The 25,718-nt window shown below is 70.4% G+C and carries 21 protein-coding genes; 13 read left to right on the top strand and 8 right to left on the bottom strand.

Translation table 11 applies throughout. From position 1 onward, the window contains the following. Positions 1-70: 70 nt before the first annotated feature. The 5 genes from QDS12_RS20990 to QDS12_RS20970 all read left to right on the top strand — a co-directional run bounded on the left by QDS12_RS20990 (position 71) and on the right by QDS12_RS20970 (position 4,431). A complete protein-coding gene (locus tag QDS12_RS20990; RefSeq protein WP_279882801.1) occupies positions 71-1,036 on the top strand; it encodes a branched-chain amino acid ABC transporter permease in 966 nt (321 codons plus the stop codon). Beyond that, positions 1,036-2,181, top strand: a complete 1,146-nt coding sequence (locus QDS12_RS20985) for a branched-chain amino acid ABC transporter permease (protein ID WP_279882800.1) — start codon at positions 1,036-1,038, stop codon at positions 2,179-2,181. The genes QDS12_RS20990 and QDS12_RS20985 overlap by 1 nt, the downstream gene beginning before the upstream one ends. After that, positions 2,174-3,052, top strand: a complete 879-nt coding sequence (locus tag QDS12_RS20980) for an ABC transporter ATP-binding protein (protein ID WP_279882798.1) — start codon at positions 2,174-2,176, stop codon at positions 3,050-3,052. The genes QDS12_RS20985 and QDS12_RS20980 overlap by 8 nt, the downstream gene beginning before the upstream one ends. Next, entirely contained in the window at positions 3,039-3,752 is a 714-nt protein-coding gene (locus QDS12_RS20975; RefSeq protein WP_279882796.1) for an ABC transporter ATP-binding protein, read from the top strand. The genes QDS12_RS20980 and QDS12_RS20975 overlap by 14 nt, the downstream gene beginning before the upstream one ends. Positions 3,753-3,861: 109 nt before the next feature. Then, positions 3,862-4,431, top strand: a complete 570-nt coding sequence (locus QDS12_RS20970) for a GNAT family N-acetyltransferase (protein WP_279882794.1) — start codon at positions 3,862-3,864, stop codon at positions 4,429-4,431. A gap of 13 nt (positions 4,432-4,444) precedes the next feature. Here the strand turns inward: QDS12_RS20970 and QDS12_RS20965 are convergent, their stop codons facing one another. Continuing rightward, a complete protein-coding gene (locus tag QDS12_RS20965; protein ID WP_279882792.1) occupies positions 4,445-4,888 on the bottom strand; it encodes a hotdog fold thioesterase in 444 nt (147 codons plus the stop codon). A 42-nt stretch (positions 4,889-4,930) separates the two neighbouring features. Between QDS12_RS20965 and polA the strand changes: the two genes are divergently transcribed. Continuing rightward, positions 4,931-7,597, top strand: coding sequence for a DNA polymerase I (polA, locus tag QDS12_RS20960; RefSeq protein ID WP_279882790.1), 2,667 nt, complete (start codon positions 4,931-4,933; stop codon positions 7,595-7,597). On the opposite strand, the gene QDS12_RS20955 is transcribed toward polA, so the two are convergent. Continuing rightward, positions 7,591-8,829: a polysaccharide biosynthesis protein gene (locus tag QDS12_RS20955; protein ID WP_279882788.1), complete on the bottom strand. Its 1,239-nt coding sequence runs from the start codon at positions 8,827-8,829 to the stop codon at positions 7,591-7,593. The two genes, polA and QDS12_RS20955, sit on opposite strands and share 7 nt — an antisense overlap. An 82-nt stretch (positions 8,830-8,911) precedes the next feature. Between QDS12_RS20955 and QDS12_RS20950 the strand changes: the two genes are divergently transcribed. Further along, the gene (locus tag QDS12_RS20950; protein ID WP_279882786.1) at positions 8,912-10,603 is read left to right on the top strand and encodes a hypothetical protein; all 1,692 of its coding nucleotides are present in this window, start codon (positions 8,912-8,914) and stop codon (positions 10,601-10,603) included. Positions 10,604-10,619: 16 nt separating this feature from the next. Continuing rightward, entirely contained in the window at positions 10,620-10,781 is a 162-nt protein-coding gene (locus QDS12_RS20945) for a DUF2613 family protein (protein WP_279882785.1), read from the top strand. 74 nt (positions 10,782-10,855) lie between these two features. On the opposite strand, the gene QDS12_RS20940 is transcribed toward QDS12_RS20945, so the two are convergent. Beyond that, positions 10,856-11,995 (bottom strand): glycosyltransferase family 4 protein, encoded by a 1,140-nt coding sequence (locus QDS12_RS20940; protein WP_279882783.1) that lies wholly within the window; start codon positions 11,993-11,995, stop codon positions 10,856-10,858. Positions 11,996-12,128: 133 nt separating this feature from the next. On the opposite strand from QDS12_RS20940, the gene QDS12_RS20935 reads away from it, so the two are divergent. Together QDS12_RS20935 and QDS12_RS20930 are read left to right on the top strand one after the other, a co-directional pair. After that, positions 12,129-12,893: a class I SAM-dependent methyltransferase gene (locus QDS12_RS20935; RefSeq protein WP_279882781.1), complete on the top strand. Its 765-nt coding sequence runs from the start codon at positions 12,129-12,131 to the stop codon at positions 12,891-12,893. Between the two features lie 5 nt (positions 12,894-12,898). After that, on the top strand, positions 12,899-16,969 hold the full coding sequence (locus QDS12_RS20930; RefSeq protein WP_279882779.1) for an alpha-(1->3)-arabinofuranosyltransferase: 4,071 nt from the start codon (positions 12,899-12,901) through the stop codon (positions 16,967-16,969). Here the strand turns inward: QDS12_RS20930 and QDS12_RS20925 are convergent. Then, positions 16,870-18,039 (bottom strand): acyltransferase, encoded by a 1,170-nt coding sequence (locus tag QDS12_RS20925; protein ID WP_279882777.1) that lies wholly within the window; start codon positions 18,037-18,039, stop codon positions 16,870-16,872. The genes QDS12_RS20930 and QDS12_RS20925 overlap by 100 nt on opposite strands. Next, positions 18,036-19,850 (bottom strand): hypothetical protein, encoded by a 1,815-nt coding sequence (locus QDS12_RS20920; RefSeq protein ID WP_279882775.1) that lies wholly within the window; start codon positions 19,848-19,850, stop codon positions 18,036-18,038. Before QDS12_RS20920 ends, QDS12_RS20925 begins: the two co-directional genes overlap by 4 nt. A gap of 115 nt (positions 19,851-19,965) precedes the next feature. Here QDS12_RS20920 and QDS12_RS20915 point away from each other — a divergent pair, with 115 nt between their 5' ends. Beyond that, positions 19,966-20,904 carry a DUF3068 domain-containing protein gene (locus tag QDS12_RS20915; RefSeq protein WP_279882773.1) on the top strand — a complete coding sequence of 313 codons (939 nt, stop codon included), beginning with the start codon at positions 19,966-19,968 and terminating at the stop codon, positions 20,902-20,904. An 8-nt stretch (positions 20,905-20,912) separates the two neighbouring features. Here the strand turns inward: QDS12_RS20915 and QDS12_RS20910 are convergent, their stop codons facing one another. Next, positions 20,913-21,740 (bottom strand): class I SAM-dependent methyltransferase, encoded by an 828-nt coding sequence (locus QDS12_RS20910; protein WP_279882771.1) that lies wholly within the window; start codon positions 21,738-21,740, stop codon positions 20,913-20,915. 35 nt (positions 21,741-21,775) lie between these two features. Next, positions 21,776-22,717: a GGDEF domain-containing protein gene (locus QDS12_RS20905; RefSeq protein ID WP_279882769.1), complete on the bottom strand. Its 942-nt coding sequence runs from the start codon at positions 22,715-22,717 to the stop codon at positions 21,776-21,778. A gap of 175 nt (positions 22,718-22,892) precedes the next feature. Between QDS12_RS20905 and rpsA the strand changes: the two genes are divergently transcribed. Continuing rightward, the gene (gene rpsA / locus QDS12_RS20900) at positions 22,893-24,353 is read left to right on the top strand and encodes a 30S ribosomal protein S1 (protein ID WP_279882767.1); all 1,461 of its coding nucleotides are present in this window, start codon (positions 22,893-22,895) and stop codon (positions 24,351-24,353) included. Between the two features lie 164 nt (positions 24,354-24,517). Here rpsA and QDS12_RS20895 read toward each other — a convergent pair whose 3' ends face one another. Continuing rightward, on the bottom strand, positions 24,518-24,673 hold the full coding sequence (locus QDS12_RS20895; protein WP_279882765.1) for a hypothetical protein: 156 nt from the start codon (positions 24,671-24,673) through the stop codon (positions 24,518-24,520). A 93-nt stretch (positions 24,674-24,766) separates the two neighbouring features. Here QDS12_RS20895 and QDS12_RS20890 point away from each other — a divergent pair, with 93 nt between their 5' ends. Then, complete coding sequence (locus QDS12_RS20890; RefSeq protein WP_347882194.1) at positions 24,767-25,714, top strand: helix-turn-helix domain-containing protein; 948 nt, start codon at positions 24,767-24,769, stop codon at positions 25,712-25,714. The last annotated feature ends 4 nt before the right edge of the window (positions 25,715-25,718 follow it).

The raw sequence follows: 25,718 nt of genomic DNA, 5'->3' as shown, positions 1-25,718 counted from the left end.
CGTCTGTCGGGCCACGCACGTCTCCGGGCGTACGTCGGCCAAGGCCTGACACTCCTGCCAAGAGGGGCACATGAACTTCCACGAACTGTTCGCCCACTTCGGTGACATCACCGTCGACGGGCTGACCAAGGGCTCGATCTACGCCCTGGTCGCACTCGGATACACCCTGGTCTACGGCGTGCTGAAGCTGATCAACTTCGCGCACTCCGAGGTCTTCATGGTCGGAACCTGGACCGTCCTCGGCGCCTACAGCCTCGTCGGCGCCGACGAGGGCTCCGGTGTCGGCATCCTCATCATCGCCACGGTGCTCGGCTTCCTGCTCGCACCGCTGGCCTCCGCCGGGACCGCGCTCGCGGTCGAGCGCATCGCCTATCGGCCGCTGCGCCGGAAGAACGCGCCGCCGCTGATCTTCCTCATCACCGCGATCGGCTGCTCGCTGGTCCTGACCGAGACGTTCGGCCAGGCGCTGCACGCGATCTTCGGGCCGCCGTTCGGCCGGGCCGCCGTGAGCATCCCGTCGCTGATCCCCGAGAAGGAGTGGGTCAACCTCTCCTGGATCGCGATCTCCAACACCCAGATCCTCGTCATCGTCGCTGCGATCGTGATGATGGTGGCGCTCGACGCGTTCGTGAACCGCTCGCGGCTCGGCCGCGGCGTCCGCGCGGTCGCGCAGGACCCCGACACGGCGGCGCTCATGGGCGTCAACCAGGACCGGGTGATCATGCTGATCTTCGTGCTCGGTGGCGCGATGGCCGGGATCGCGGCGATGCTCTACACGATCCGCTACGACATCACGAAGTTCGACATCGGCTTCCTCATCGGCGTCAAGGCCTTCACGGCCGCGGTGCTGGGCGGCATCGGCAACCTGCGCGGTGCGCTGGTCGGCGGTCTGGTGCTCGGGGTCGTCGAGGTCTACTCGTCGACGCTGTTCAGCTCGAACTGGGAGGACGTCACCGCGTTCGTGGTCCTCGTCCTCGTCCTGATGTTCCGACCCACTGGCATCCTCGGTGAGTCCCTGGCGAAGGCGAGGGCATGATGCCTGAGATCTCTGAGCTCTGGAAGAGCGTCAACCTGCGCGAGCGCTGGGAGACGGCCCCCACCTGGGTGCGGATGATCGTGAGCGGCATCCTGCTCGCGATCGCGATCTACCTGCCGTTCCTCAACGTCTTGCCGTTCGCCTACATCCGGACCGACCTGTCGACCGGCGGGTCCGACTGGTCCGGCGTGCTGACCACGATCGTCATCTACATGATCGTGGCCACCGGCCTCAACGTCGTGATCGGCATGGCCGGCCTGCTCGACCTCGGGTACGTCGGCTTCTACGCCATCGGCGCCTACTCGCTCGCGCTCTTCGGCTCGCCGGACTCACCGGTGACGCACTGGTTCGCGGACAAGTTCGGGCTCTCCGAGGGGTGGTCGGTCCCGTTCGTGGCCTGCGTCCCGATCGCGATCGCCATCGCACTCGCGGCGGGCGTCGTCCTCGGTGCACCCACGCTGCGCCTGCGCGGCGACTACCTCGCCATCGTGACGATGGGCTTCGGCGAGATCATCCGCATCATCTCCCGGAACGCCAACGGACTGACCAACGGCCCCAACGGCATCACCAACGTGCCGACGCCGCCGGGACCGAAGGACCCGGACACGGGTCAGCCGTTCTTCAACCCGATCGACGGCTACCGGTGGTACTGGCTCTGCCTCGCCGTCCTCATCCTGCTCATCTGGCTCGTACGCCGGCTCGAGTACTCGCGCGTCGGCCGCTCCTGGCTGGCCATCCGCGAGGACGAGGACGCCGCGGCGGTGATGGGCGTCTCCGGCTTCAAGTACAAGCTGTGGGCCTTCGCCATCGGTGCCGCCGTCGGTGCCATCGCCGGCCTGCTGTTCGGCAGCAAGCAGACGTTCGTGGAACCGACCGGGTTCGCGCTGAACCTGTCGTTCCTCTTCGTCGCGATGGTCGTCATCGGCGGCTCGGGCAACATGGTCGGCGCACTCTTCGGCGCCTTCCTCATCACCTACCTGCCGGAGCGCTTCCGCGGGCTCTCGGACTGGCGGCCGTTCTGCTTCGGCGTGGCGCTGGTGCTGGTGATGATCCTGCGTCCGCAGGGCCTGATCCCCAACAGAAGGCGGGCCCGCGAGCTCGAAGACCGCAGACTGGAGGCAGAGGAGGTGGCCACCGATGACTGACACGCTGGAGAGCCAGGCCGGTGAGGTCCTGCTCGAGGTCGACCACGTCACCCTCCGCTTCGGCGGTGTCGTCGCGCTCAACGACGTGGACTTCCACATCAAGAAGGGCGAGATCCTCGGCCTGATCGGTCCCAACGGCGCCGGCAAGACGACCTGCTTCAACGCGATGACGGGCGTCTACCGGCCGACCGAGGGCGAGATCAGGTTCGACGGCCAGCAGATCAGCGGTCGCAAGCCGCACCACATCACGGCGCTCGGGATCGCTCGCACGTTCCAGAACATCCGGCTCTTCCCGGAGATGACCGCTCTGGAGAACGTGATGGTCGGCACCGATGCCCGCCACAAGACGAGCGTGCTCGGCGCGCTCTTCAAGGTGTGGCCGCGGGTTCGCGTCGACGACGTCGACCTGCCGCGCAACCGGGTCAAGCGGGCCTTCTCGCAGACGTTCGGCGTGAGTCGGCACTACGCCGAGGAGCGGGCCGGACGTCGGGTCGCGATGGGCCTGCTGCGCTTCGTGGGGGTGGCCGACCGCGCCAACGAGCTCGCGAAGAACCTGCCCTACGGCTACCAGCGTCGCCTGGAGATCGCCCGGGCGATGGCCACCGAGCCGAAGCTCCTCTGCCTGGACGAGCCCGCCGCGGGCTTCAACCCGGCCGAGAAGGAGGAGCTGATGGGGCTCATCCGCAAGATCCGAGATCGCGGCCTGACGGTGCTGCTCATCGAGCACGACATGCGGCTCGTCATGGGCGTCACCGATCGGATCGTCGTCCTCGAGTTCGGGACCAAGATCGCCGACGGCGTGCCGTCGGAGGTCGCCCGCAACCCGAAGGTCATCGCTGCATACCTGGGAGAACCTGATGACGCTGCTTGAGCTCGAGGACGTCGTCCTCAACTACGGCAAGATCCGTGCCCTGCACGGGCTGACGCTCAGCGTCGACGCGGGGGAGGTCGTGGCGCTGATCGGCGCGAACGGCGCAGGCAAGACCTCGACCATGCGCGCCATCTCGGGCGTGCGGGGTCTGCACTCGGGCCGGATCGTCTTCGACGGTCAGGACGTGACGAAGCTCCGCGCCGACCAGCGCCTGCGCAAGGGCATGTGCCTCGCCCCCGAGGGCCGGGGCATCTTCCCCGGCATGACGGTCCAGGAGAACCTCGACATGGGCGCCTACACCCGGAAGGACCGGGAGGCCGTCGCGAGCGACTTCGAGCGGGTCTTCACGCTGTTCCCGCGGCTCCTGGAGCGGCGCAAGCAGTTCGCCGGGACGATGTCCGGTGGTGAGCAGCAGATGCTCGCCATCGGCCGTTCGCTGATGTCACGGCCGCGGCTGCTGCTGCTCGACGAGCCGTCGATGGGCCTCGCGCCGATGCTGATCAAGCAGATCTTCAGCATCATCAGCGAGATCAACCAGCAGGGCACCACGGTGCTCGTCGTCGAGCAGAATGCCAAGCAGGCCCTCTCGCTCGCGGACCGCGCGTACGTCCTCGAGACCGGCTCGATCGTCAAGTCCGGCACCGGTGCCGCACTTCTCAACGACCCGTCGATCCGCGAGGCATATCTGGGGGTCGCGTAACCCTCGCAGTGTGCGTAATGTCAGCACTCGGCACCCACCGGGAAGGGACGCACGGTGGGTGCCGAGGCGGAGGGCCCGACCATGTCGGGAGCTGGAAAGGCAAGGACACATGAGCCGCATCCCCGTGACGCTGCGCGAAGCAGTCGTCGCTGACGCCGGGTTCCTGGCTGAGCTCTGGCGCGACTCGGTCCGCCGGGCCGACGTCGCCGAGCAGGTCGCTGACCTCGAAGCGATCATCAAGAGCGCCGCCGAGTCGTCCGAGGAGCGCGTGCTGATCGCCGAGTACGACGGCGAGCGGGCCGGCGCGGTCTTCATCAGGATGACGACGATCACGCCGCTCAACCTGGAGCCGGCGCTGCAGGTGCTGCACCCGCACGTGCTCCCGGTGTTCCGTCGGCGTGGCATCGGCCGGGCGCTCATGGACGCGGCCCTGCTCTTCGCCGAGGAGCGCGGCATCGCCCAGGTCACGACGGGCGCGCAGGCGACCTCGCGGGACGGCAACCGGTTCCTCGCCCGGCTGGCGATGGGGCAGCACGCCGTGCTCCGCGTGGCGCCCACCCACCTGGTGCGCGCCAAGCTCAACGCGCAGGGCCCGGCCCTGCAGCGCGTGCAGGGCTACCGGCCGCAGCGCGTGCTCGCCGTACGCCGCTCGATGCGGCGCACGCAGTCGACCGGCTGATCTCAGCCGCGGGTCACGCGGTCGGGAACGGCACCAGCGCGCAGGTGATCCGCGAGGTGCAGACGCGCTTGCCGCGCTCGTCGGTGATGACCACCTCGTAGGACGCGCTGGTGCGGCCGAGGTGCACGGCGGTCGCCACACCGGTGACGGTGCCCGTCCGCGCCGAGCGGTGGTGGGTGGCGTTGATGTCGACGCCGACCGACATCTTGCCGAGCCCGAGGGCGTGGATGCCCGACCCGACCGAGCCGAGCGTCTCGGCCAGCACCACCGACGCGCCGCCGTGGAGCAGCCCGTAGGGCTGTGTGTTGCCCTCGACGGGCATGGTCGCCACGACGCGCTCCGCGGAGATCTCGACGAGCTCGACGCCCATCTTCTCGTTGAGCCTGCCCATCCCCTCGGGCAGGGCCGCCAGGAAGTCGTCGATCGAGATCTGCGCGTCGGTCTGGTCGCTGGTCATGGGGAGCATTCTGCTGTCGGCGACGACCGATAGGCTCGGCGGGTGCCTGACCAGACCCCCCGGCTGCTGCTCCTCGACGGTCATTCGCTGGCCTACCGCGCGTTCTTCGCGCTGCCGGTGGAGAACTTCACCACCGCCACCGGCCAGCACACCAACGCCGTCTACGGCTTCACGTCGATGCTCACCAACGTGCTGCGCGACGAGCAGCCGACCCACGTGGCCGTCGCCTTCGACCTGTCCCGCCAGACCTTCCGGTTGGAGGAGTACTCCGACTACAAGGCCAAGCGCAACAAGACGCCCGACGAGTTCAAGAGCCAGCTGCCGCTGATCCAGGCGATGCTCGACGCCTGGCGGATCCCGCACCTCTCCGTCGCCGGCTACGAGGCCGACGACATCATCGCCACGCTCACCACGCAAGGCCTCGAGGCCGGCATGGAGGTGCTGATCCTCACCGGCGACCGCGACTCCCTGCAGCTGGTCTCCGACCGCTCGACGGTGCTCTACCCGATGCGCGGCGTCTCCGACCTGGCCCGGATGACGCCGGCGGCCGTCGAGGACAAGTACGGCGTGCCGCCGGCGCGCTACCCCGAGCTGGCCGCCCTCGTCGGCGAGGACAGCGACAACCTGCCCGGCGTCCCGGGCGTCGGCCCGAAGACCGCCGCCAAGTGGATCGCGACCTACGACGGTCTCGACAACGTCGTCACCCACGCCGACAAGATCACCGGCAAGGCGGGGGAGAACCTCCGCGCCCACCTGGGCGACGTGATCCGCAACCGACGCCTCAACGCGCTGGTCTGCGACCTGCCGCTCGAGATCGGCCCCGACCGACTCGCCCGCCAGGAGTGGGACCGGCAGGTGACGCTCGAGCTGCTCGACGAGCTGGAGTTCCGCGGCGAGCTGCGCACGCGCATCTTCGACACGCTCGCGCCGGCGCAGGAGGAGCCCGTCGCCGACTCCGGCTTCGAGCTGGTGGGGCAGGCGCTCGGTCCGGGCGAGATCGCCGGCTTCCTGGCCGGCCTCGGCACCGACCCGGTGGGCGTCCACGTCCGCGGGGCGTGGGGCTCGGGCACCGGCCGCGTCGACGGGTTCGGCTTCGCCGCCGAGTCGCAGGCGGCCTACGTCGACACGACGACGCTCGGCCCCGACGACGACGCCGCGCTCGCAGACTGGCTGGCCGACCCCGGCCGGCCGAAGATCATGCATGACGCGAAGGGGCCGCTGCTGGCCGTCGAGGCGCACGGCTGGCGGCTCGAGGGCCTGGCGACCGACACCGCGCTGGCGGCCTACCTCGTGGCGCCCGACCAGCGCTCCTACGACCTCGCCGACCTGACGCTGCGCTACCTCAAGCGCGAGCTGCGCCACGAGGCCGAGGCCGACCAGGCCGCGCTGTTCGACGACGGGGAGGACGTCGCCGCGGCGGCCATGCTCCACGCTCGCGCCGCGCTCGACCTGTCGGTGGCCCTCGCCGACCAGGTCCAGCGGGCCGGTGGCACCCGGCTGCTCACCGACATCGAGCAGCCGCTGCTGGGGATGCTGGCCCGGATGGAGCAGACCGGCATCGCCGTCGACACCGAGCACCTCGAGGACCTCGAGCGGCACTTCGCGACCCAGATGCGACAGGCCGCCGAGGACGCCTACGGCGTCATCGGCAAGGAGATCAACCTCGGCTCGCCCAAGCAGCTGCAGGTGGTCCTCTTCGACGAGCTCGACATGCCGAAGACCAAGCGCACGAAGACCGGTTGGACGACCGACGCCGACGCGCTGCAGCAGCTCTACGTCAAGACCGAGCACCCGTTCCTGCTCCACCTGCTCCGGCACCGCGACGTCACCCGGCTGCGGGTGACGATCGAGGGGCTGCTCAAGACGGTGGCCACCGACGTGCGCATCCACACGACGTTCAACCAGACGATCGCGGCGACCGGCCGGCTCTCCAGCACCGAGCCGAACCTGCAGAACATCCCGATCCGCACCGAGGAGGGCCGCCGGATCCGGCAGGGCTTCGTCGTGGGCGAGGGCTACGAGTCGCTGATGACGGCCGACTACAGCCAGATCGAGATGCGGATCATGGCCCACCTGTCGGAGGACTCGCTCCTCATCGACGCGTTCAAGTCGGGGCAGGACTTCCACACGATCACCGCGCAGCGGGTCTTCGGCGTCGAGGTCGTCTCCCCGGAGCAGCGCGCGAAGATCAAGGCGATGAACTACGGGCTCGCCTACGGGCTGTCCGCGTTCGGTCTCTCCCAGCAGCTGGGCATCGAGCCGAGCGAGGCGCGCGGCCTGATGGAGGAGTACTTCCTGACGTTCGGCGGGGTCCGCGACTACCTCGCCGGCGTGGTGGACGAGGCGCGCAAGTCCGGCTACACCGAGACGATCATGGGGCGTCGTCGCTACCTGCCCGACCTCACCAGCGACAACCGGCAGCGGCGCGAGGCCGCCGAGCGGATGGCGCTCAACGCGCCGATCCAGGGCTCGGCCGCCGACCTGATCAAGGTCGCCATGCTCGACACGCAGGCAGCGATCGACGAGCAGGAGCTGCGCTCACGCGTGCTGCTGCAGGTGCACGACGAGCTCGTCTTCGAGGTGGCTTCCGGGGAGCGCGACGCGCTCGACACGCTCGTGCGCGAGCGCATGGGCGGCGCGGCCGACCTGCTGGTGCCGCTCGACGTCTCGGTCGGCACCGGGCGGAGCTGGTTCGACGCCGCTCACTGATCGGCGAGCGCGAGGTCGCCCTTCATCCGCCACAGGCTGACGGCCAGCAGCACGGCGAGCAGCACGGCGTCGACCGAACAGACCAGGGTCACCAGGGCCGTGAGGCTGGCCACCTGCAGGCCGACGACGACCACGACGACGACGGCCGCCCAGACCAGGAACGCCGACCGGCGGCTCTGCCGCGCCAGCACGGCGTAGACCAGCAGCTGCAGGGCGGCGAGCATCGTGCCGAGCAGTGCGAACAGCCACAGCTCGTCCTCGACGTCGGAGTACTGAGCGCCTCCGATGAAGATCATGGCGAGGCCGGACAGCACCACCGCGCCCGCGACGGAGATCGCTCCCAGGACGCCGACCACGCCGAGGCTGCGGAGCAGCGCGCGGCGGCGCTCGCCGGCGGTCGACATCGCAGGGAAGGCGACCACCGTGACGAACTGCGGCAGGAACAGCACCGCCTTGGTGAGGATCAGGCCGGCGGCGTACAGACCCGAGTCGCGGTCGCTGAGCACGTTGCGAGCGATGACGATGTCGACGTTGGACAGGGCGAAGAAGGCCAGCAGAGCGAACGAGCCGTGCCAGATCTCGACGATCATCGGGCGGAGGCTGACCGGCGCCTCGGCGCGGTTGCCCTGGCGGAGGGTGAACCAGCCGATGACGACCGGCACGAACCAGGAGAGCGTGACCGCCGCCATCGCCGACCCCTCGGTCGGGCGGATCAGCAGCGCGACGGTGCCGATCGCGAGGCGCGGCACGCCGGCCGCGAGGTAGACCGCGGCGAGCGGCCGCCAGCGGCGCTCGCCCTGGAGGATGCCCGCCTGGGCGCCCATGATCGTGAGCGGGATCGCGCCGACCGCGAGGAGCAGAGCCGGGTAGATGCTGTCGAGGCGGAGCAGCCGCTCGATCGCCGGGGAGAGGACGAGGAGGACCGCGCACAGCACGAGCGAGGACACGTAGGCGATCCGCAGCATGCCGTGCTCCACCCGACCGACGTCCTCGGGGCTGGCGGCGATCCGACGGGCGGCGGTCGCCTGCAGACCGAGCTGGAGCACCCCGACGACCAGCAGCAGCGCGAGGAGGCTGGCCAGGGCGCCGTACTGGTTGGGGCCCATGAGCCGCGCAGCCACCATCTGGAAGGCGTAGGTCGTCACGTTCATCACGACGATCGCGAGCGCGATGACGCCGCCGCCGTCCAGGAGTCTCCTGAGACGCGACGGTGGCGGTGCGGCAGTTGTCACGAAGGCTGAGCCTAGGGGAGCGGTGCCGAGGATCGCGTCTTGGTATGCGCGAGCGAGGGTCGGTCGTGCAGACTCGTCCGTCGTGACGCGCTGGCTCCCTCTCGCCTGGGCGGCCGCCCTCGCCGTGCTGGTCCTCGGCCCGGCGCTCGGGCCGGGGTACGTGCTGATCCGCGACATGGTGTGGGTGCCCGACCTCCCGCTCCGGTCCGACATGCTCGGCCTGGGATCGGCGCTGCCGCGTGCCGTGCCGTCCGACGCGGTCGTCGCGGCCCTCGACGAGGTCGTCCCGGGCATGCTCCTGCAGAAGCTGGTGCTGCTCGGCGCTCTCGTCGGCGCCGGCACGGGCTGCGCCGCGCTCGTCGGCGGCGGCCTCGTCGCGCGGCTGGTCGCCGTGAGCGTCGGCGTGTGGAACCCGTTCGTCGTCGAGCGTCTCGCGATCGGGCACTGGCCCGTGCTGCTCGGGTACGCCGCTGTGCCGTGGCTCGCGGTCGCCGGCCGGCGGATCGCCACCGGGGGCCGGATCCCGGCCTGGGCACCGCTGGTGCTGGTCGCGGGCAGCCTCAGCGCCAGCGCCGGTCTGGTGTCGGCAGCGGTGCTGCTGGTCACGGCCCTGGCCGGCGGAGTGCGCCGAAGGTCGACTCTGCCGCTCGCGCTCATGGTCGTCGCCGCGAACGCGCCCTGGGTCGCCGCAGGACTGACCCACGCCGGACTGGCGACCTCGGCTGCTGGGTTCCGCCCCTTCGCCACTGCGAGCGACGGACTTCCGGCTCCGCTGGCCGTGTTGACCTTCGGCGGCATCTGGAACGCCGACGTCGTGCCGACCTCACGCGAGGGCGCCCTGGCGTGGATCGGCCTGCTCGCGATGCTCTGCCTCGCAGCGTGTGGCGCACGGCGCTGGTGGCGGAGCGAACCGCCGGGCCAGCAGATCGCTCTCCTCGTGCTCTGGGGGGTGGGCGTCGGGCTCGCGCTGCTGAGCTGGGCGTCGCCCGACGCCATGGCGGACGCGAGCGCACACGTCCCCGGCCTGGCCTTGCTGCGTGACGGCAGTCGCTCCCTCGCCCTCGCCCTGCCGCTCACGGTCGGCGTCGTCGCTACAGGTGCGGCCCGCCTCGTCGACGTGGCGAGACAGTCCGTCGGTCGCTGGTCGCTGGCAGTGGCGGTCGTGCTCCTGCCGATCGCCGTGCTGCCCGACGTCGCGTGGGGGATCGGCGGGGCCCTCCAGCCCGCGCACTATCCGGACGAGTGGCTGGCCGCGCGCACGACCGTGCGCGCGGGCGAGGGTGACGCGATCATCCTGCCCTGGAGCGCCTACCGTGCTCCGGCATGGAACGGCCACCGACCGGTCATCGACCCGCTCGCTCGCCTGGTTCCGGCCGACGTCGTGACCAACCAGGATCTCGTCGTCGGCTCGATGACGGTCGCCGGAGAGGACCCGCGGGCCCGGCGGGTGAGTACGGCGCTGGCGGCGCCGACGCCGTCCGGCCGCGCCGACGCGCTGCGGGCGCTGGGCGTGCGCTGGGTGCTCGTCGAGAAGGACGCCGGGGAGGCCCCCTCCGTCCACGGGCGCGTCGTCCACGACGGCCCGCTCCTGCGCATCATCAGGTTGGACGGAAACGTGCCCCTTGCGTCGCCCTCGACGGCCAGGTCGATCGCCACCGCTGCGGCCTGGGCGGCCTTCGTGGGCCTGGTCCTCGTCGACCTCGCCGGCGTCGTCAGAACTGCTCGTGTGAGAATGACCACCTCGGGCCTACCGGCTGGTAGTGTGCGCGATTGATTGGGAGGAGACGCCTGTGTTCAGTTTCGGATTCATCGGCACGATCGCCAGCATCATCGCTGGTGGTGCCGTCGCGACGGTGACCGTCGTCGGGCTTGTCAACAACACGGTCGAGTCGTCCCCGGATCATCCGGGGAGCGTGTCGCAGTCGTCGACGATCGCCTACGGCAGCCGCTGATCGAACAGAGCCCGGGCCACCGCAAGGTGGCCCGGGCTCTGTCATGCGCGAGTCGCTGCCGCGAGGCAGCCGCGTCAGTCGGTCGTCGCGGTGAGCCCGCCTGCCATCGTCGTTTCCGCGACGTCGGCGAACGCAGCCCTCGACCGGGTCCAGCTGAACTCGCCGGCGTGTGCGAGTGCACCCTGGGACAACTCCTTGCGCTCCACGTCGTCGGTCAGCACCAGCCGAAGCGCCTCGACGAACTCGGCCGGCTCGTCGACGAGCAGCCCTGACACGCCGTCGGACACCGACTCCTGGGTGCCACCGGCGCTGCGGAACGCGACGGTCGGTGTGCCGAACCTCGCGGCCTCGGAGACGACCAGCCCCCAGCCCTCCTTGAGCGAGGGGAGCGCCATCACCCACGAGCGCTCGTAGACGTCGGCCTTCGTCGCCTCGTCGACGAACCCGGTGAACTCGACGGCGTCCGCGACGCCCCTGCGGGCGGCGTACTCCTTGACCTCGTCCTCCCACCATCCGGAGCCCACGACGGTGAGCCGCAGTTCGGGGAGCTCGGACCGCAGCGCGGCGACCGCGTCGATCGCGAGCTCGACCCGCTTGTGCGGGACGAGCCGCCCGACGACGCAGATGCTCGGGTGCGCGGTGCGCTCCGGCCGGTCGACGACGGCGCTGTCGGCGCCGTTGTGGACCACCGCGATGCGGGCGATGTCCACCCCCAGCCGGCACAGCTCGTCCCTGCTGGCCCGCGACACCGTCACGTATTGGCAGTGCCGGTAGAGGCGTGGTGCCACCCGAGACTCGATCCACCACCCCATGCGGCCGACGCGCCCCGGGTAGACGACCGGCCACTGCTCACGGTGCACGTGATGGACGAGCACCACGACCGGAAGGCGGGTGACGAGCCGGCTGAAGAAGGGGAGGCCGTTCTGGACGTCCACCACCGCGTCCACCCGCCCGATGCCGCCCGGCAGGCGCCGACGCAGCAGCACCAGCAGTGCGGCGAGGTAGACAGTCAGCTTGCCGCCGCGGCGCACATAACGCACGCCGTCGATCGTCTCCTCGGCCGGCGCGCCGGGGTAGGCGGCGGTGACCACCGTGACCTTCGCACCGCGCTCGACGAGGCCGGTGGCGATCCGCTCGAGGTAGTGCTCGGCGCCGCCGCCCTCGGGATTGCCGACGTCGCGCCAGCTGAGCATGGCGATGTGGCGACCGTTCACTGACCCTCCCAGGACCTTTGGACCTACCGGAGGGTAACCAACCCTGTGACGTTTTGCACACTCGTCGACCGATCGGGGTTTCGCGCGAGCGTGCTGTGCCGTTCGTCTCAGGACAGTCGTATATGGTGCGCCGGTGCGCCGCGAGACCTCCGAACCGCAGGCCGTCGTGGCCCGCGCGTGGGCGCCCACCCTGCGACGGTCGCTGAAGCTCTTCAACGACTTCCGCTACGAGCAGAGCGACCCACGACGCTTCTACTCGGCGCTCGCCGGCGACTCCGTCGGCCAGCTCGCGCAGCACACCGATCTTGCCGGAGCGACGGTCCTCGACGTCGGCGGTGGGCCTGGCTACTTCCGCGACGCGTTTGCGCACGCCGGGGCGACGTACTTCGCCCTCGACGCCGACGTGGGCGAGCTGTCCGGCCAGGGCACGGTGGCGACGGGAACCGTGATCGGCGACGGGATGCGGCTGCCGTTCGCCGACGGCTCCGTCGACGTCTGCTACTCCTCGAACGTCCTCGAGCACGTCCCGGACCGCGCGCGGATGGCAGACGAGATGCTTCGGGTCACGAAGCCCGGCGGTGTCGTCTTCCTGTCCTACACCCTGTGGTGGGGCCCGTGGGGCGGCCACGAGACCTCGCCCTGGCACTACCTCGGAGGCCGGTACGCCCGGCGTCGGTACCGCCGGAAGCACGGTCACGAGCCCAAGAACAAGTACGGCGAGTCGATGTATGCCGTCACCGCCGCCGAGATGCTGCGCTGGGCGCGGCGGCAGGAGGCCGGCGACGTACTGCTCGCCGCTCCGCGCTACCACCCGTGGTGGGCGCACTGGCTGATGCGCGTGCCGGTCCTGCGCGAGGTGCTCTCCTGGAACCTGCTGCTGGTGCTGCGCAAGCGATGACTGCGGTGCCCTCCCGCCATCGGGTGCGGCTGCTGGCCGCGTGCGTGCTGCTGGTCGGCATCGCGTTCCTGCAGTCACCCGGCCTCACGGTCGCGGACACGAAGTTCGACCTCGCGGTGTCGCCGGTCCAGTTCCTCGGTCGCGCCCTGCACCTGTGGGACCCGACGGCCGCGTTCGGGCAGCTGCAGAACCAGGCCTACGGCTATCTGTGGCCGATGGGCCCGTTCTTCGCGCTCGGGCACGTGGCCGGCCTGCCGGGATGGGTCGTCCAGCGGTTGTGGCTCGCCCTCGTCATGTGCATCGCGTTCCTCGGTGCGGGCCGGGTCGCGCGCGCCCTCGGCGTGCGCTCCGACCTCGCCGTCATCCTCGCCGGCTTCGCCTACGCCACCTCGCCCCGGATGCTGACGACGGTCGGTCCGATCTCGATCGAGGCCTGGCCGAGCGCATTGGCTCCGTGGGTACTGCTCCCGCTGGTGCTCGGCTCCCGCGGTGGCTCGACGCGGCGGGCCGGGTTGCTCTCTGCGGTCGCGGTGTCGATGGTCGGCGGCGTCAATGCCGCGGCGACCTCGGCGGTCCTGCCGCTCGGCGTGGTGTGGCTGCTCACGCGGACGAACAACAGGAGGCGTTGGTCGCTCCTGGGCTGGTGGGGCGCGTTCACCCTGCTCGGAACCGCATGGTGGCTGATCCCGCTCTTCATGCTCGGCGCCTATTCACCCCCGTTCCTCGACTTCATCGAGAACGCGGACGTCACGACGTTCCCCGCGACGGTCTTCGACGCCCTGCGCGGCACCACTGACTGGGTGCCGTACGTCGACCCGAGCTGGACCGGCGGTCACGACGTCATCACGATCGGCTTCCTGGCGCTCGACGCAGGGCTGCTCATCGGTTTCGGCCTGCTCGGCATCGTCCATCGCAGCCAGCCCGAGCGACGGTTCCTGCTGCTCGCCCTGCTGGTCGGGCTGTTCCTCACCACGATGGGTCACCAGGGCTCTGTCCAGGGGTGGCTGGCCGGCCCCCTGAACGACGCGCTCGACGGCGCGCTCGCACCGTTGCGCAACACCCACAAGTTCGACCCCGTGGTCCGCCTGCCGCTGGTCCTCGGCATCGCCCACCTCGTCGACATCGCGGTTGCGTCTCGTCGCGTCAGCGCGTGGCGGCTGCCCAGCCGCACCTGGAGCTTGCCGGTCGGCGGGGCGGTGGCCGGGCTGGCGTGCCTGGCGGTCGTCGGAGCGGCCCTGCCGGCCTACACGGGCCGTCTCGCCCCGAGCGGCGGCGTCGACCGCACGCCGTCCTACTGGTCGACCGCCGTCTCCTGGCTCGACGAGCAAGGGGGCGGCGTCGCCCTGATGACCCCGGGCTCGTCCTTCGGGCACTACCTGTGGGGAACGCCGCGGGACGAGCCCGCGCAGTACCTGGCAGCGGACTCGTGGGCGGTGCGGAACGCCGTTCCGCTCGCGCCCGCAGGCAACATCCGGATGCTCGACGCGCTCGAGGCGCGGCTCGCGCAGGGCCGCGGCTCGGACGGGCTCGCTCCGTATCTGCGCCGGGCCGGGGTCAGGTACATCGTTGTCCGCAACGACCTCGCGACCGACGGAGACGTCCCGGACGATGCGCTCGTGCTCCAGGCGCTCGCCGACTCGCCCGGCCTACGGCTGGTGAAGGCGTTCGGTCCCGACGTCGGCGGTGACCCGTACGTCAGCGGTCCCTCCGGTCGCCTCGTGATCAACGCCGGCTGGCGGCGCCACCGGCAGGCGCTCGAGGTGTACGCCGTCGACACCGGTGCGTCGACCGTCGCCTCGGACGCACTGCCAGTCGTCGTGGGAGGACCGGAGGACCTTCTCGATCTCGCCGATGAAGGCGTGCTCGGCGACGAGCCGACGCAGCTCGCCGCCGACGTACCGACGAAGACCACGCCGGACGGACCTGTCGTGCTCACGGACGGGATGCTCGACCGCGAGCAGAACTTCGGCCGGATCCACGACGGCGCGTCCGCGGTGCGCACCCACGGGGACGTACGCCGGACCGGGAACCGGCTGCAGGACTACGCAGTGACGCGCAACCCGAGCTGGCGCACCACCACGCGGCTCATCGGCGCCAAGAGCATCGAGGCTTCCTCCTCGCGCTCGGACGCCACTGCCATCGGCGGCAGCCGAACGGGCGAGCTCCCGTTCGCGGCGGTCGATGGCGACCCGTCCACCCAGTGGGTCTCCGACGCGGTCGGAGGTTCAGCCTGGTGGCGGATCACGCTGCCGCAGGCGCGTGTCCTCAGGGAGGTGACGCTGACGCTGGGCGACGTCGGCGCCGATCGGACGACCGTACGGGTGGCAACGGCCGCCGGTGAAAGCAAGCCCGTCACCGTCTCGCGGGGCCGATCGAGGAACATCACCCTGCCGACGGGCCGCTCGGACTGGCTGCGCGTGGAGGCTGCGGGCAGCGTGCAGCTGTCGTTGGCGGAGGTCGCGGTCCCGGGCCTGGTCGTGTCCCGTCAGCTGGTGCTACCGCAGCTTCCGGACGGGTGGAGCTCTCCGGAGGTGATCTCCCTCCACGCGTTGTGGGACGCGCGAACCGGGTGCGTGGAAGTCAACGGCCGCACGCCGTGCCTCGCCGAGCGCGCCCGCCCGTCTGAGGAGCCTGCCGGATTCACGCGCGTGGTGACGATGCCGAGTGCGGAGCAGTATGTCGGCTCGCTGTCAGTCGTCGCCCGGCCCGGCGCCGCACTGGACCGGATGCTGCAGGAGGACTACCTCGTCTCCGTCCAGGCCTCGTCGACCGGCGTCGCCGATCCGCGTGCGTCGGGGTTGGCCGCGCTCGACGGCAGCCCCGGCACGACGTGGATCGCGGCAGCTGACGATGCCCATCCCACGCTCGACGTGAGATGGCTCGGCGCGCGGAGCGTGCGCACGCTGACGGTTTCCGCCGCGCCGGCCGCACCCGTTCGCCGGCCCACGGAGGTGCTCGTGAGCTGGGACGGCGGCAGCGAGAAGGTCTCGCTGAACGACCGCGGTCGGGGCGAGCTCAGCGCACCCATCACCGTCCAGCATCTCAGCGTGGAGATCACGGCGAGCGCCGATGCGGCCTGGACCGACGACAGCGGCGCCTGGCATTCCCTGCCGGTAGGCGTCAGCCGGCTTCGTCTCGGCGCGCTCACCCAGCGGACGCTGACGCTCTCCGACGAGGAGCGTGTGTGGCCCTGCGGCTCCGGCCCGACGATTCGCGTGGGTGACCAGCAGGTGCCGACGAGGATCGTCGGCTCACCGGCCGATCTGTACTCGATGCGGCCGGTGACCGCGTCGCCCTGCGGCGACATCGCTCTCGCGGCGGGCGACAACGAGGTGAGCGTGCAATCCAGCGATACGGTCACGCCGACTTCCCTCGTGCTCCGGCACTCGGACGCGCCGCTGGCACGGGTGCAGGACGCGACCGATGCGTCGACCGGCTCGGTCACGCGTTCGATGTGGGCGCCGACCGATTCCGTCGTCGTGGACCAGCGCGAGAACGCCAACCCCGGCTGGGAGGCGGAGCAGTCCGGCCGGGCGTTGAAGCCTGTGGTCCTCGACGGCTGGCGCCAGGGTTGGCTGACCCGGAGCGACCCGTCTCCGATCGACGTGCGGTTCGCGCCCGACGGTCGTTACCGGGCTGGTCTGGGGATCGGGCTGGTACTGCTCCTGCTGCTCTGGCTGGTCGCCCTGGTGCGCCGTCAGCGCCGCGACGAGCGGCTCCTGCCTTGTTTTCCGGCGTCGGTGCCGGTGCCCGTCCTGACGGGTCTGGGTCTGGTCGGTTGCGGCCTGCTGGCGGGGTGGGGAGGACTGCTCGCCGGAGCGCTCGGCGCGGCCCTCGGGTACGCCTCGCGCCGGGTGGGAGCAGACGAGATCAGCTGGGCGCTGGTGGTCATCGGGCCGCTGGCCGCGGGCGCGGGATATGCGATCCGCCCGTGGGGCGCCTTCGCGGGTTGGGCGGGGGAGTGGGCCTGGCCGCACTACGCGGCGGTCGTTGCGCTCGGCGCGGCGCTCGCAGTGGCCTCGCCCGCGAACGGCTCGCGCCGCAGCCGCATGAAGGGCCGCTCGACAACCCGGTAGATCAGTTCGGAGGCAGGCAGGGTGAGCACGAGGGTGAGGCCGAAGATCGCCAGGAAATGGCCGCCGAACAGCGGGTACCCCGTGATCCACATGACGAGCTGCAGCACGGACATGTGGATGAGGAAGACGCTGTAGCTGATCCTGCCGAGGTGCCGAGCGGTCGGATGCGACAGGACGCGTGCGTAGCTGCCCTCGCCGAACGCCGAGGACACGATCAGGAGCACACCCACCACCAGGTAGAGCAGGTTCTTGACGAGGGCCTCCGCGGGCGTCGCCGGTACCAGCGCCGTCGGCCCCGCCAGGGGCGTGGTCGCCACCATGAGGACGCCGATGGCAGCGGTCCAGCACGCGCCCGGACTCCGGCCGAGTGCGCGCATCGCCGTGGTCGCCCTCGGGAACAGGCCGGGGCTGGTGTGAACAGCCGCGAGCCCGATGCCGGCGCCGAACCAGGTGAGGTACGCCGGCAGCCACTCGTTGACGGGGGTTCCACCCAGTGGCAGCCGCCCGGACAGGTCGAGGAGCCACCAGCACGCGACCGCGGCGAACACGACGAGCCACGAGAGGACGCGGAGGCGCCTGATGCGCCGACCGACGACGATCCACATGAGAAGCGGGAGGACCAGGTAGAACGCGACCTCGGTCGCCAGGCTCCACGTCTGGCTGAGGCCCCGCGGGAGCGGGTCGTCGGTGTAGATGCCCGCCATGCCCAGGGTGATCAGCCACTCGCGCGGACTCGCGCCGCGGTTCTCAGGGATGAGCACCATGGCGACGACGACCGTCACGACGTACGCCGGGTAGATCCGGAGAAGGCGCTTCCAGAGGTAGTGCCGAGCACCGGGTGCCGGTCGGTCTGTCGCCGCCCGGACGAGCCACTCCCGAGAGAGCAGGAACCCCGACAAGACGAAGAACACGGCGACTCCGACGTCCAGCCGGGCGACCAGGTGGCCGAGCGTGCCCGAGCCGTAGATCCCCGCGTTGAACCCGCAGTGCGTCGCCACCACCGCCAGCGCACCCACGGCGCGCATCGCGTCGAGCGCCGGGATGACGCGCGGAGCCGGCTGCTGGCTCATCCGGTCGGCTCCGACGCCACGAGGTTCCCGATGGCGACGTTGTCCACGCAGATCGTCTGGTCGGCGTCGCTGCTCGTCATGGACAGATCTTGTATCGACCCGCTCCCGCGGAGGAAAACGGAGTGGAGCCCGGCCTCGACGGGCAGGCGGTGCGTGGTGCCTCCCAGGGTCAGCCGGAGCTCGCCGTCGGCGCCGGTGAGGTATCCGATCCGGAGCCACCAGAAGTAGTCGGGCGTCCCCGTCATCGGCACCGTCACCGCGCGTGCCGACACCGGATAACCGCACCCCGGTGTCGGGCCGGTCTCCGAGGTGGCGCCACCGCTGATGCCGGGAACGCTGGGTCGGCCGTTGTCGTCGAGCACCGTCGGATCCGTCCCGGTGGTCACGGCCTCGACCCGGTCACCGAGAGGGCGGAAGAGCCGGCTCGGCAGGTTGCTCGGATAGCTCGTCCGGCTGAGCACGATCTCAGGCACCTCCCCGTCCAGCACGGTCAGCGGCTGCGCTGCGCTCGCAGTCTCGACGGTCTGGGCGAACGCCTTCGCCGGGTATGGCGAGTTCCATGGCTGGACGTATCGGACGTTGGACCACATGGCGCTGACGGCCAGCGCGACCGTCACGGCGCCGAAGAGGTAAGGACTCCGGATGGCGTCCTGTCCGGCTGACGACGGCTCCGCCACGGGCGGGGGCCGCAGCGGCAGCATGGCGAGAGCGAGCGTGAGGACGAGGATCGGCATGCTGTCGGCGAGGTAGCGAAGCTCGAGCCCGGCGAAGCCGCCGAGCGTCGCGCCACGACCCCAGGCGGTCAGGAGGTAGGTGGCGAACAGGTAGGGGACCGCCACCGCGAGGGCGCGCCAGGCATGCCGGCGTCGCGCCAGGAGGACGAAGCAGGCGGCAGCGATGAGCAGCCAAGCCGCGTCGACGGCCCAGGCCGGCGTCGCTACCTGCCCCAGCGGAGGGTTGTCCACCGACCACGTCCACGGACCGCCGAGAAGCACCGGACCGAGCGACCGGCGGAACATCGCGTCGAAGATGTCGCCGTAGCTGATCGAGCCGCCCGAGGAGAGCGGGTTGGGGACGTGGAGGACGTAGTAGGCGGCGTACGCGACGGCCAGGGCGCCGTACCCGATCACGACCCAGCGGTGGGCCTTCAAGGTCCTCCACCAACGGTGCGGCCCCGGCTCCGGGAACCACACGAAGGTGAGCACCACGAGAGGGATCAGGATGAGCGCCGCCTTGACGTAGAAGCACAAGCCGGCGGCGATGATGACCGCCGTCGCGACGGCATACCGGCGGCGGCGGGTGCGGAGGTAGAGCACGTGGGTCGTCACCGCCGCGAAGCAAGCCGCCTGGACCGGGATCTGGTTGATGGCAGCGGACCACCACATGAATGCCGTGATCGTCAGCGGTGACAGCAGGTAGAGCAACAAGAACGGGATGCACGCCCACCTGCGGCCGAAGAGGGTCAGCAGCATCCAGAGGCAGCAGAGGTCTGCACACAGCTGGAAGGCGAGCAGCACCAGTGACGCCGAGGTCCAGCTGAAGGGGCCGACATGCGCGATGAGCCACGCGAACAGCACCCCGCCCGGCATGAGCTGGCTGTCATGGGGAGTCAGGAGATACGAGAGGCCGAGGCCTCGATTGGACGCTTCGCTGAGGAACTCGAAGTCGTCGGAGTAGAACCAACCGTGCAGCGACACCCAGCCGCGGAACACGAGCTGCAGGGCGATCAATAGCAGACCGCTGCCGATGACCGTCAGGCCCGCGGCGTCCGAGACGACGGGCGGAGTCGGACGCGGTACCGGCTTCAGCACGCCCGAACTATCGCACGAAGAGCAAGGCGTTGCGTCGGTGTGACCGGATGCACATACTCGTCGGTAATTACTGCTACTGTGCGTCCCGTTTCCATGACCTTGGGAGGGTTCTAGCGTGCGTGCTGTTGTTGGTCGGCTTGCCTTGCTCCTCGGAGTGTTCGCATTGGTAGCCGGCGCTGTCGCCATCTTCTGGGGGAAGGACGCCGCCTACCGGATTCCCCTCGACACTGATTCCTACACACGGCTGACGGGAGAGGCGTCCGGGCAGCTGGCGAAGTCCGAGACCCCCGTGCCGGTGACCTACATCGTGCACACCCAGGTGGACCCGAAGAAGTCGGACAACGACGTCATCTCGATGGTGCAGACCAAGTGCATGGCGACCACCGAGGCGTACTGCATCGACGCGAAGGGCAAGTTCGTCCTGGCCGGGGACGACCCCGCGATCGTCAACATCGGTCAGGACAAGTTCGCGCTGGACCGCACCACGGGCTTCCCGGTCGCGAACCAGAGCAAGTACGTCACGGACAGTGACTCGGTGGACTCCTACCAGGGCGTCGTGGTCAAGTTCCCGTTCAACACGGAGAAGAAGGACTACGACTACTGGGACGGCACCCTCGGGCACGCCGTGACCGCCCACTACAAGGGCACCAAGTTCGTCGACGGCCTGAAGACCTACCGCTTCGACGTCTCGATCCCGACGCAGGACGCGGAGATCGCCGCCGGCACGCAGGGCACGTACGCCGCCACGCAGACCGTGTGGGTCGACCCGAAGACGGGCTCCTTCATCGACCAGGAGGGCACCCAGACGGTCGCCCTCCCGGACGGCACCAAGATGCTCGACGTCTCGGTCAGCTACACCGACGGCACCGTCAAGAACAACGTCGACACCGCCAAGAGCAACAAGCGCTCGCTGTGGCTGATCGGCACGGGGGCGCGGTTCATCGCCCCCGTGGTGGGCATCGTGTTCGTCATCCTCGGCGTGTTCCTGCTCCGCCGGCGTCCGTCCTCGCCGGCCGAGCAGGAGCAGCGCACCCCGGTCGGCGCCGGCCGCTGACGGTCGGCTCAGGCCAGCTCGGCTCCGAAGATCGCGGTCCCGGGGGTCAACAACCCCCGGGTCCGTGACCAGCCGCCCCAGACCCGGTCGTGCTCGGCCGGCCACTCCGGCTCGAGCAGGTCGGTGAGCCGGAACCCGGCACCGGCCAGGAGCGCGACCCAGTCGCCCAGCGTGCGGTGGTGCTCGACGTACGACACCACGCCCGTGGCGTCGTCGACCTCGACGTAGGGGGTGCGGTCCCAGTAGGACTGGCTCGCCACGAGCCCCTCCGGGCCGGGGTCGTCCGCGAACATCCACCGCGTCGGGTGCGTGATCGAGAAGGCGAAGCGCCCGCCGGGCCGCAGCACGCGCACCACCTCGGCGATGCACACGTCGATGTCGGCCACGAACTGCAACGCCCCGAACGAGCAGAAGACCACGTCGAACGAGCGGTCGGCGAACGGGATCCCCGTGGCCGTCGCCTGCACGGACGGTACGACGACCCCGGTGGCGTCGTCGATGCGGCGGCCGTGCTGCAGCTGGCGGTGCGAGAGGTCCAGCCCGTAGGCCCGGCCGCCCTGGGACCGGACCCAGCGCGCGCACTGGCCGGCCCCCGAGCCGAGCTCGAGCACGTCGCGACCCTCCACGTCGCCGAGGACGCCGGCCTCCTTCTCGGTGAACCCCTCGGGGCCCCACACGAAGCCGACGTCGCCGAGGAACGCGCCGTGGGTGGACTGGTACTCATCGGCGTACCGGTCCCAGTCAGGCCCGTTCGCCTGCCGCGACTCCTGCTCGCTCACCGGCCGGCGCTCGGCCCTGACGGGCGGGTAGAGCGGCTCTTCGGAGGCCCCAGTCACGCCCTCGAGGCTAGCGCGAGGCTCCGGCGCGCGCGTCAGGGGCGTCGGCTGACCTTCCTCGCGTACATCGACGCGTCGGCCTCCTCGAGCGCCAGTTCGATGGCGGTGCCGGGTGCACCGAGGACCACGGGTGCGGCGCCGATCGATGCCTCCACGCCCGCCGCGGCGAGGGCGTCCGCATAGCGCGACACCAAGGCGGGGAGGTCCGCCGCCACGGCGTCCTCCACGTAGACGGCGAACTCGTCCCCGCCGTAGCGGGCGACCCGGTGCCCGGGGAGCGCGGCCGTCCGCAGCGCGGTCGCCGCCGTCGTGATCAGCGCGTCGCCGGCCTGGTGCCCGCGGCTGTCGTTGACGGCCTTGAGGCCGTCCAGGTCGATCATGAGTACGCCGGCCCGGTCGCCCAGGCTGTCGACCCGCTCCTGCGCCTCGGCGACCACCAGGTCCCACCCGCGTCGGTTCATCAGCCCGGTCAGCCGGTCGGTGCTGGCGAGCGCCTCGGCGACGAGGGCCGAGTTCCGGTGCGTCGCCGAGCTGTGCACGAGCGCCAGCTGCGCCGACAGCAGGCCCGAGAACACGTCGAGCAGCTCCCCGTCGATCCGCTCGCGGGACTGGAGCGGCGCGCCGCTCACGCCGCACAGCGTCCCGAAGAGCGACCCGTCCCCGTCGACGATCGGGACGCCGGCGTACCCGCGCACCGCGCCCGCCATCGGCAGGTCGGCGTAGTCGGGGTCCAGGCAGGCGTCGGGCACGACCGAGGACGCACCGGCCAGCATGCGACGACAGAACGTCTCGTCCCAGGGGACCCGGTCGCCGGTGTGGAGGATCGTGCCGCCGGCGACGTGCAGGTGGACCTGCTCCTCGCCGGCGACGCGGCTCACCGACCAGTCGGTGAACGGGGTACGGGCGTTGAGGTAGGCGACGATCCGTCCGGCCGATGCGACGAACGTCTCGAGGTCGGTCGGGTCGGCTGCGTCCACGGGGTGCAAGGCTAGGAGAGAACGAGCCGATCCGGGCGAGGTCCGGCGCGCGCGTCGTCCCCGGACGGCCGGTGATTGCGCCGGTTGGACGGGGATTCACGCGCCGCGTAGGCTTGAGCATTGCGTGCGCTGCGCACGTATCCCATTCCCGACAACTCAAGGTTCCTACTACTTCATGACGACTCTTTCTGCTCTCCCGGACTACGACGCGCCGCAGGTTGCGGTCAACGACATCGGGTCCGAGGAGGACTTCCTCGCCGCGATCGACTCCACGATCAAGTACTTCAACGACGGTGACCTGGTCGAGGGCACCATCGTCAAGGTCGACCGGGACGAGGTCCTGCTCGACATCGGCTACAAGACCGAGGGCGTCATCCCCTCGCGCGAGCTGTCGATCAAGCACGACGTCGACCCCAACGAGGTCGTCGCCGTCGGCGACCACGTCGAGGCCCTGGTCCTCCAGAAGGAGGACAAGGAGGGTCGTCTGATCCTGTCCAAGAAGCGCGCCCAGTACGAGCGCGCCTGGGGCACGATCGAGAAGGTCAAGGACGAGGACGGCGTCGTCGAGGGCACCGTCATCGAGGTCGTCAAGGGCGGCCTCATCCTCGACATCGGCCTCCGTGGCTTCCTCCCCGCCTCGCTGGTGGAGATGCGCCGCGTCCGCGACCTGCAGCCCTACGTCGGCCAGACGCTCGAGGCGAAGATCATCGAGCTCGACAAGAACCGCAACAACGTGGTCCTGTCGCGCCGTGCCTGGCTCGAGCAGACCCAGTCCGAGGTTCGCCACGGCTTCCTAACCCAGCTCCAGAAGGGTCAGATCCGCAAGGGTGTCGTCTCCTCGATCGTCAACTTCGGTGCGTTCGTGGACCTCGGCGGCGTCGACGGTCTCGTCCACGTCTCGGAGCTGTCCTGGAAGCACATCGACCACCCGTCCGAGGTCGTCGCCGTCGGTGACGAGGTCACCGTCGAGGTGCTCGACGTCGACATGGACCGCGAGCGTGTCTCCCTGTCGCTGAAGGCGACGCAGGAGGACCCGTGGCAGCACTTCGCCCGCACCCACCAGATCGGTCAGATCGTCCCGGGCAAGGTCACCAAGCTGGTGCCGTTCGGTTCGTTCGTCCGCGTCGAGGAGGGCATCGAGGGCCTGGTCCACATCTCCGAGCTGGCTGAGCGCCACGTCGAGATCCCGGAGCAGGTCGTCCAGGTCAACGACGACGTGATGGTCAAGATCATCGACATCGACCTCGAGCGTCGCCGGATCTCGCTGTCCCTCAAGCAGGCCAACGAGACCAGCGCCGCGGCCGACGTCGAGGAGTTCGACCCGACCCTCTACGGCATGCCTGCCAGCTACGACGAGCAGGGCAACTACCTCTACCCCGAGGGCTTCGACGCCGAGACCGGCGAGTGGCTCGAGGGCTTCGAGGAGCAGCGCGCCGCCTGGGAGGAGCAGTACGCCAAGGCTCACGCCCGCTGGGAGGCCCACGTCAAGCAGCAGGCCGAGGCCAAGGCGGCCGAGGCCGAGGCCGGCGAGGCCACCTCGTACTCCTCCTCCGCCGCTGCGGAGGAGTCCGCGGGCTCGCTCGCCTCTGACGAGGCGCTGCAGGCGCTTCGCGAGAAGCTGACCGGCGGCAACTGATGAGCTGGCCCGGACCGCGCTCGCGCGGTCCGGGAGCCAGCCAGGTCCAGCCTGGACACACGAAGGGCGCCCACCGTTCACGGTGGGCGCCCTTCGGCATTGGTCGACCGCCCGGTTGCGACGGCCGGGCGGCCGGTTCCGCCTGCGCGGCGGTGCACTGAGGGTCAGCGCAGGCGGACGAGGTTGCGATCGGGCACGGCGCCGAGGTCGTCGAAGTCGACGCGGCGGGTGTGGGGGCCGGCGAACCGGTCGTGACGCGCGTACTCGGTGAGGGCGGACAAGCCGGCCACCAGGAGCAGAAGAACGATGAGAACGGCCATGGCAGTAATCATGCGCTCAGCGACTTACTGCCGGGAGTGGCAGGTATGCCGACGTACATCGATTTTCTGCCAGACCTGTGGCACGCTGTCGGGGTGACCCTGCGCAATGTCGCCGCCCTCATCTGGGACGGTGTCGCCCCGTTCGAGTTCGGCGTGCTCTGTGAGGCGTTCGGGCTGGACCGGCGCGAAGACGGCATCCCGCTGCTCGACTTCGACGTGTGTGCGCCACAACCGGGTGCCGTGCAGTTCAGCCTCGGCTTCTCCGTCAACGTCGACCACGGGCTCGAGCGCCTGGAGGAGGCCGACCTCATCGGCATCCCGGCGATGAGGCGCGACCAGCCGCTCCCGGACGGCGTACGCGAGGCGTTGGTCAGCGCCTACGAGCGGGGCACCCGCCTGCTGACCGTGTGCTCCGGCGCCTTCGCGCTCGGTGAGGCCGGGCTCCTCGACGGGCTCGAGTGCACGACCCACTGGAAGTACACCGACGAGCTCGCCGCCCGCTTCCCGGAGGCCAAGGTGGTTCCCGAGGTGCTCTACGTCGACTCCGGTCAGATCGTCACCAGTGCCGGCACCGCGGCCGGGCTGGACGCGACGCTGCACATCTGGCGACAGGAGTACGGCGCCCAGATCGCCAGCGGCGTCGCCCGGCGCATGGTCGTGCCGCCGCAGCGCGACGGGGGACAGGCGCAGTTCATCGCCCGGGCCGTCCCGGAGTGCGAGGCCGACACGTTGGCGCCGCTGCTGGCCTGGATCGTGGAGAACCTCGACCAGCCGCTCGACGTGGACGCGCTCGCGCGCCGCTCGCTGATGTCGCCGCGCACGTTCGCGCGGCGCTTCAAGGCCGAGACCGGCGCGACCCCGCACTCGTGGGTGACCAACCAGCGCGTGCTGCGCGCGGAGCAGCTGCTCGAGACCACTGATCGCTCGGTCGAGTGGATCGCCGACGAGGTCGGCTTCGGCAACGCCGCGACGCTGCGGCACCACTTCACCCGGGTCCGCGGCCTCAGCCCGCAGGCCTACCGGCGCCGGTTCGCCTGCTGACTCT

The organism is Nocardioides sp. CER19 (assembly GCF_029846275.1).
In the GTDB taxonomy this organism is placed as follows: Bacteria; Actinomycetota; Actinomycetes; order Propionibacteriales; family Nocardioidaceae; genus Nocardioides.
Note: the sequence above shows the minus strand (reverse complement) of the source record. Positions and strands in the feature narration are given on the sequence as shown.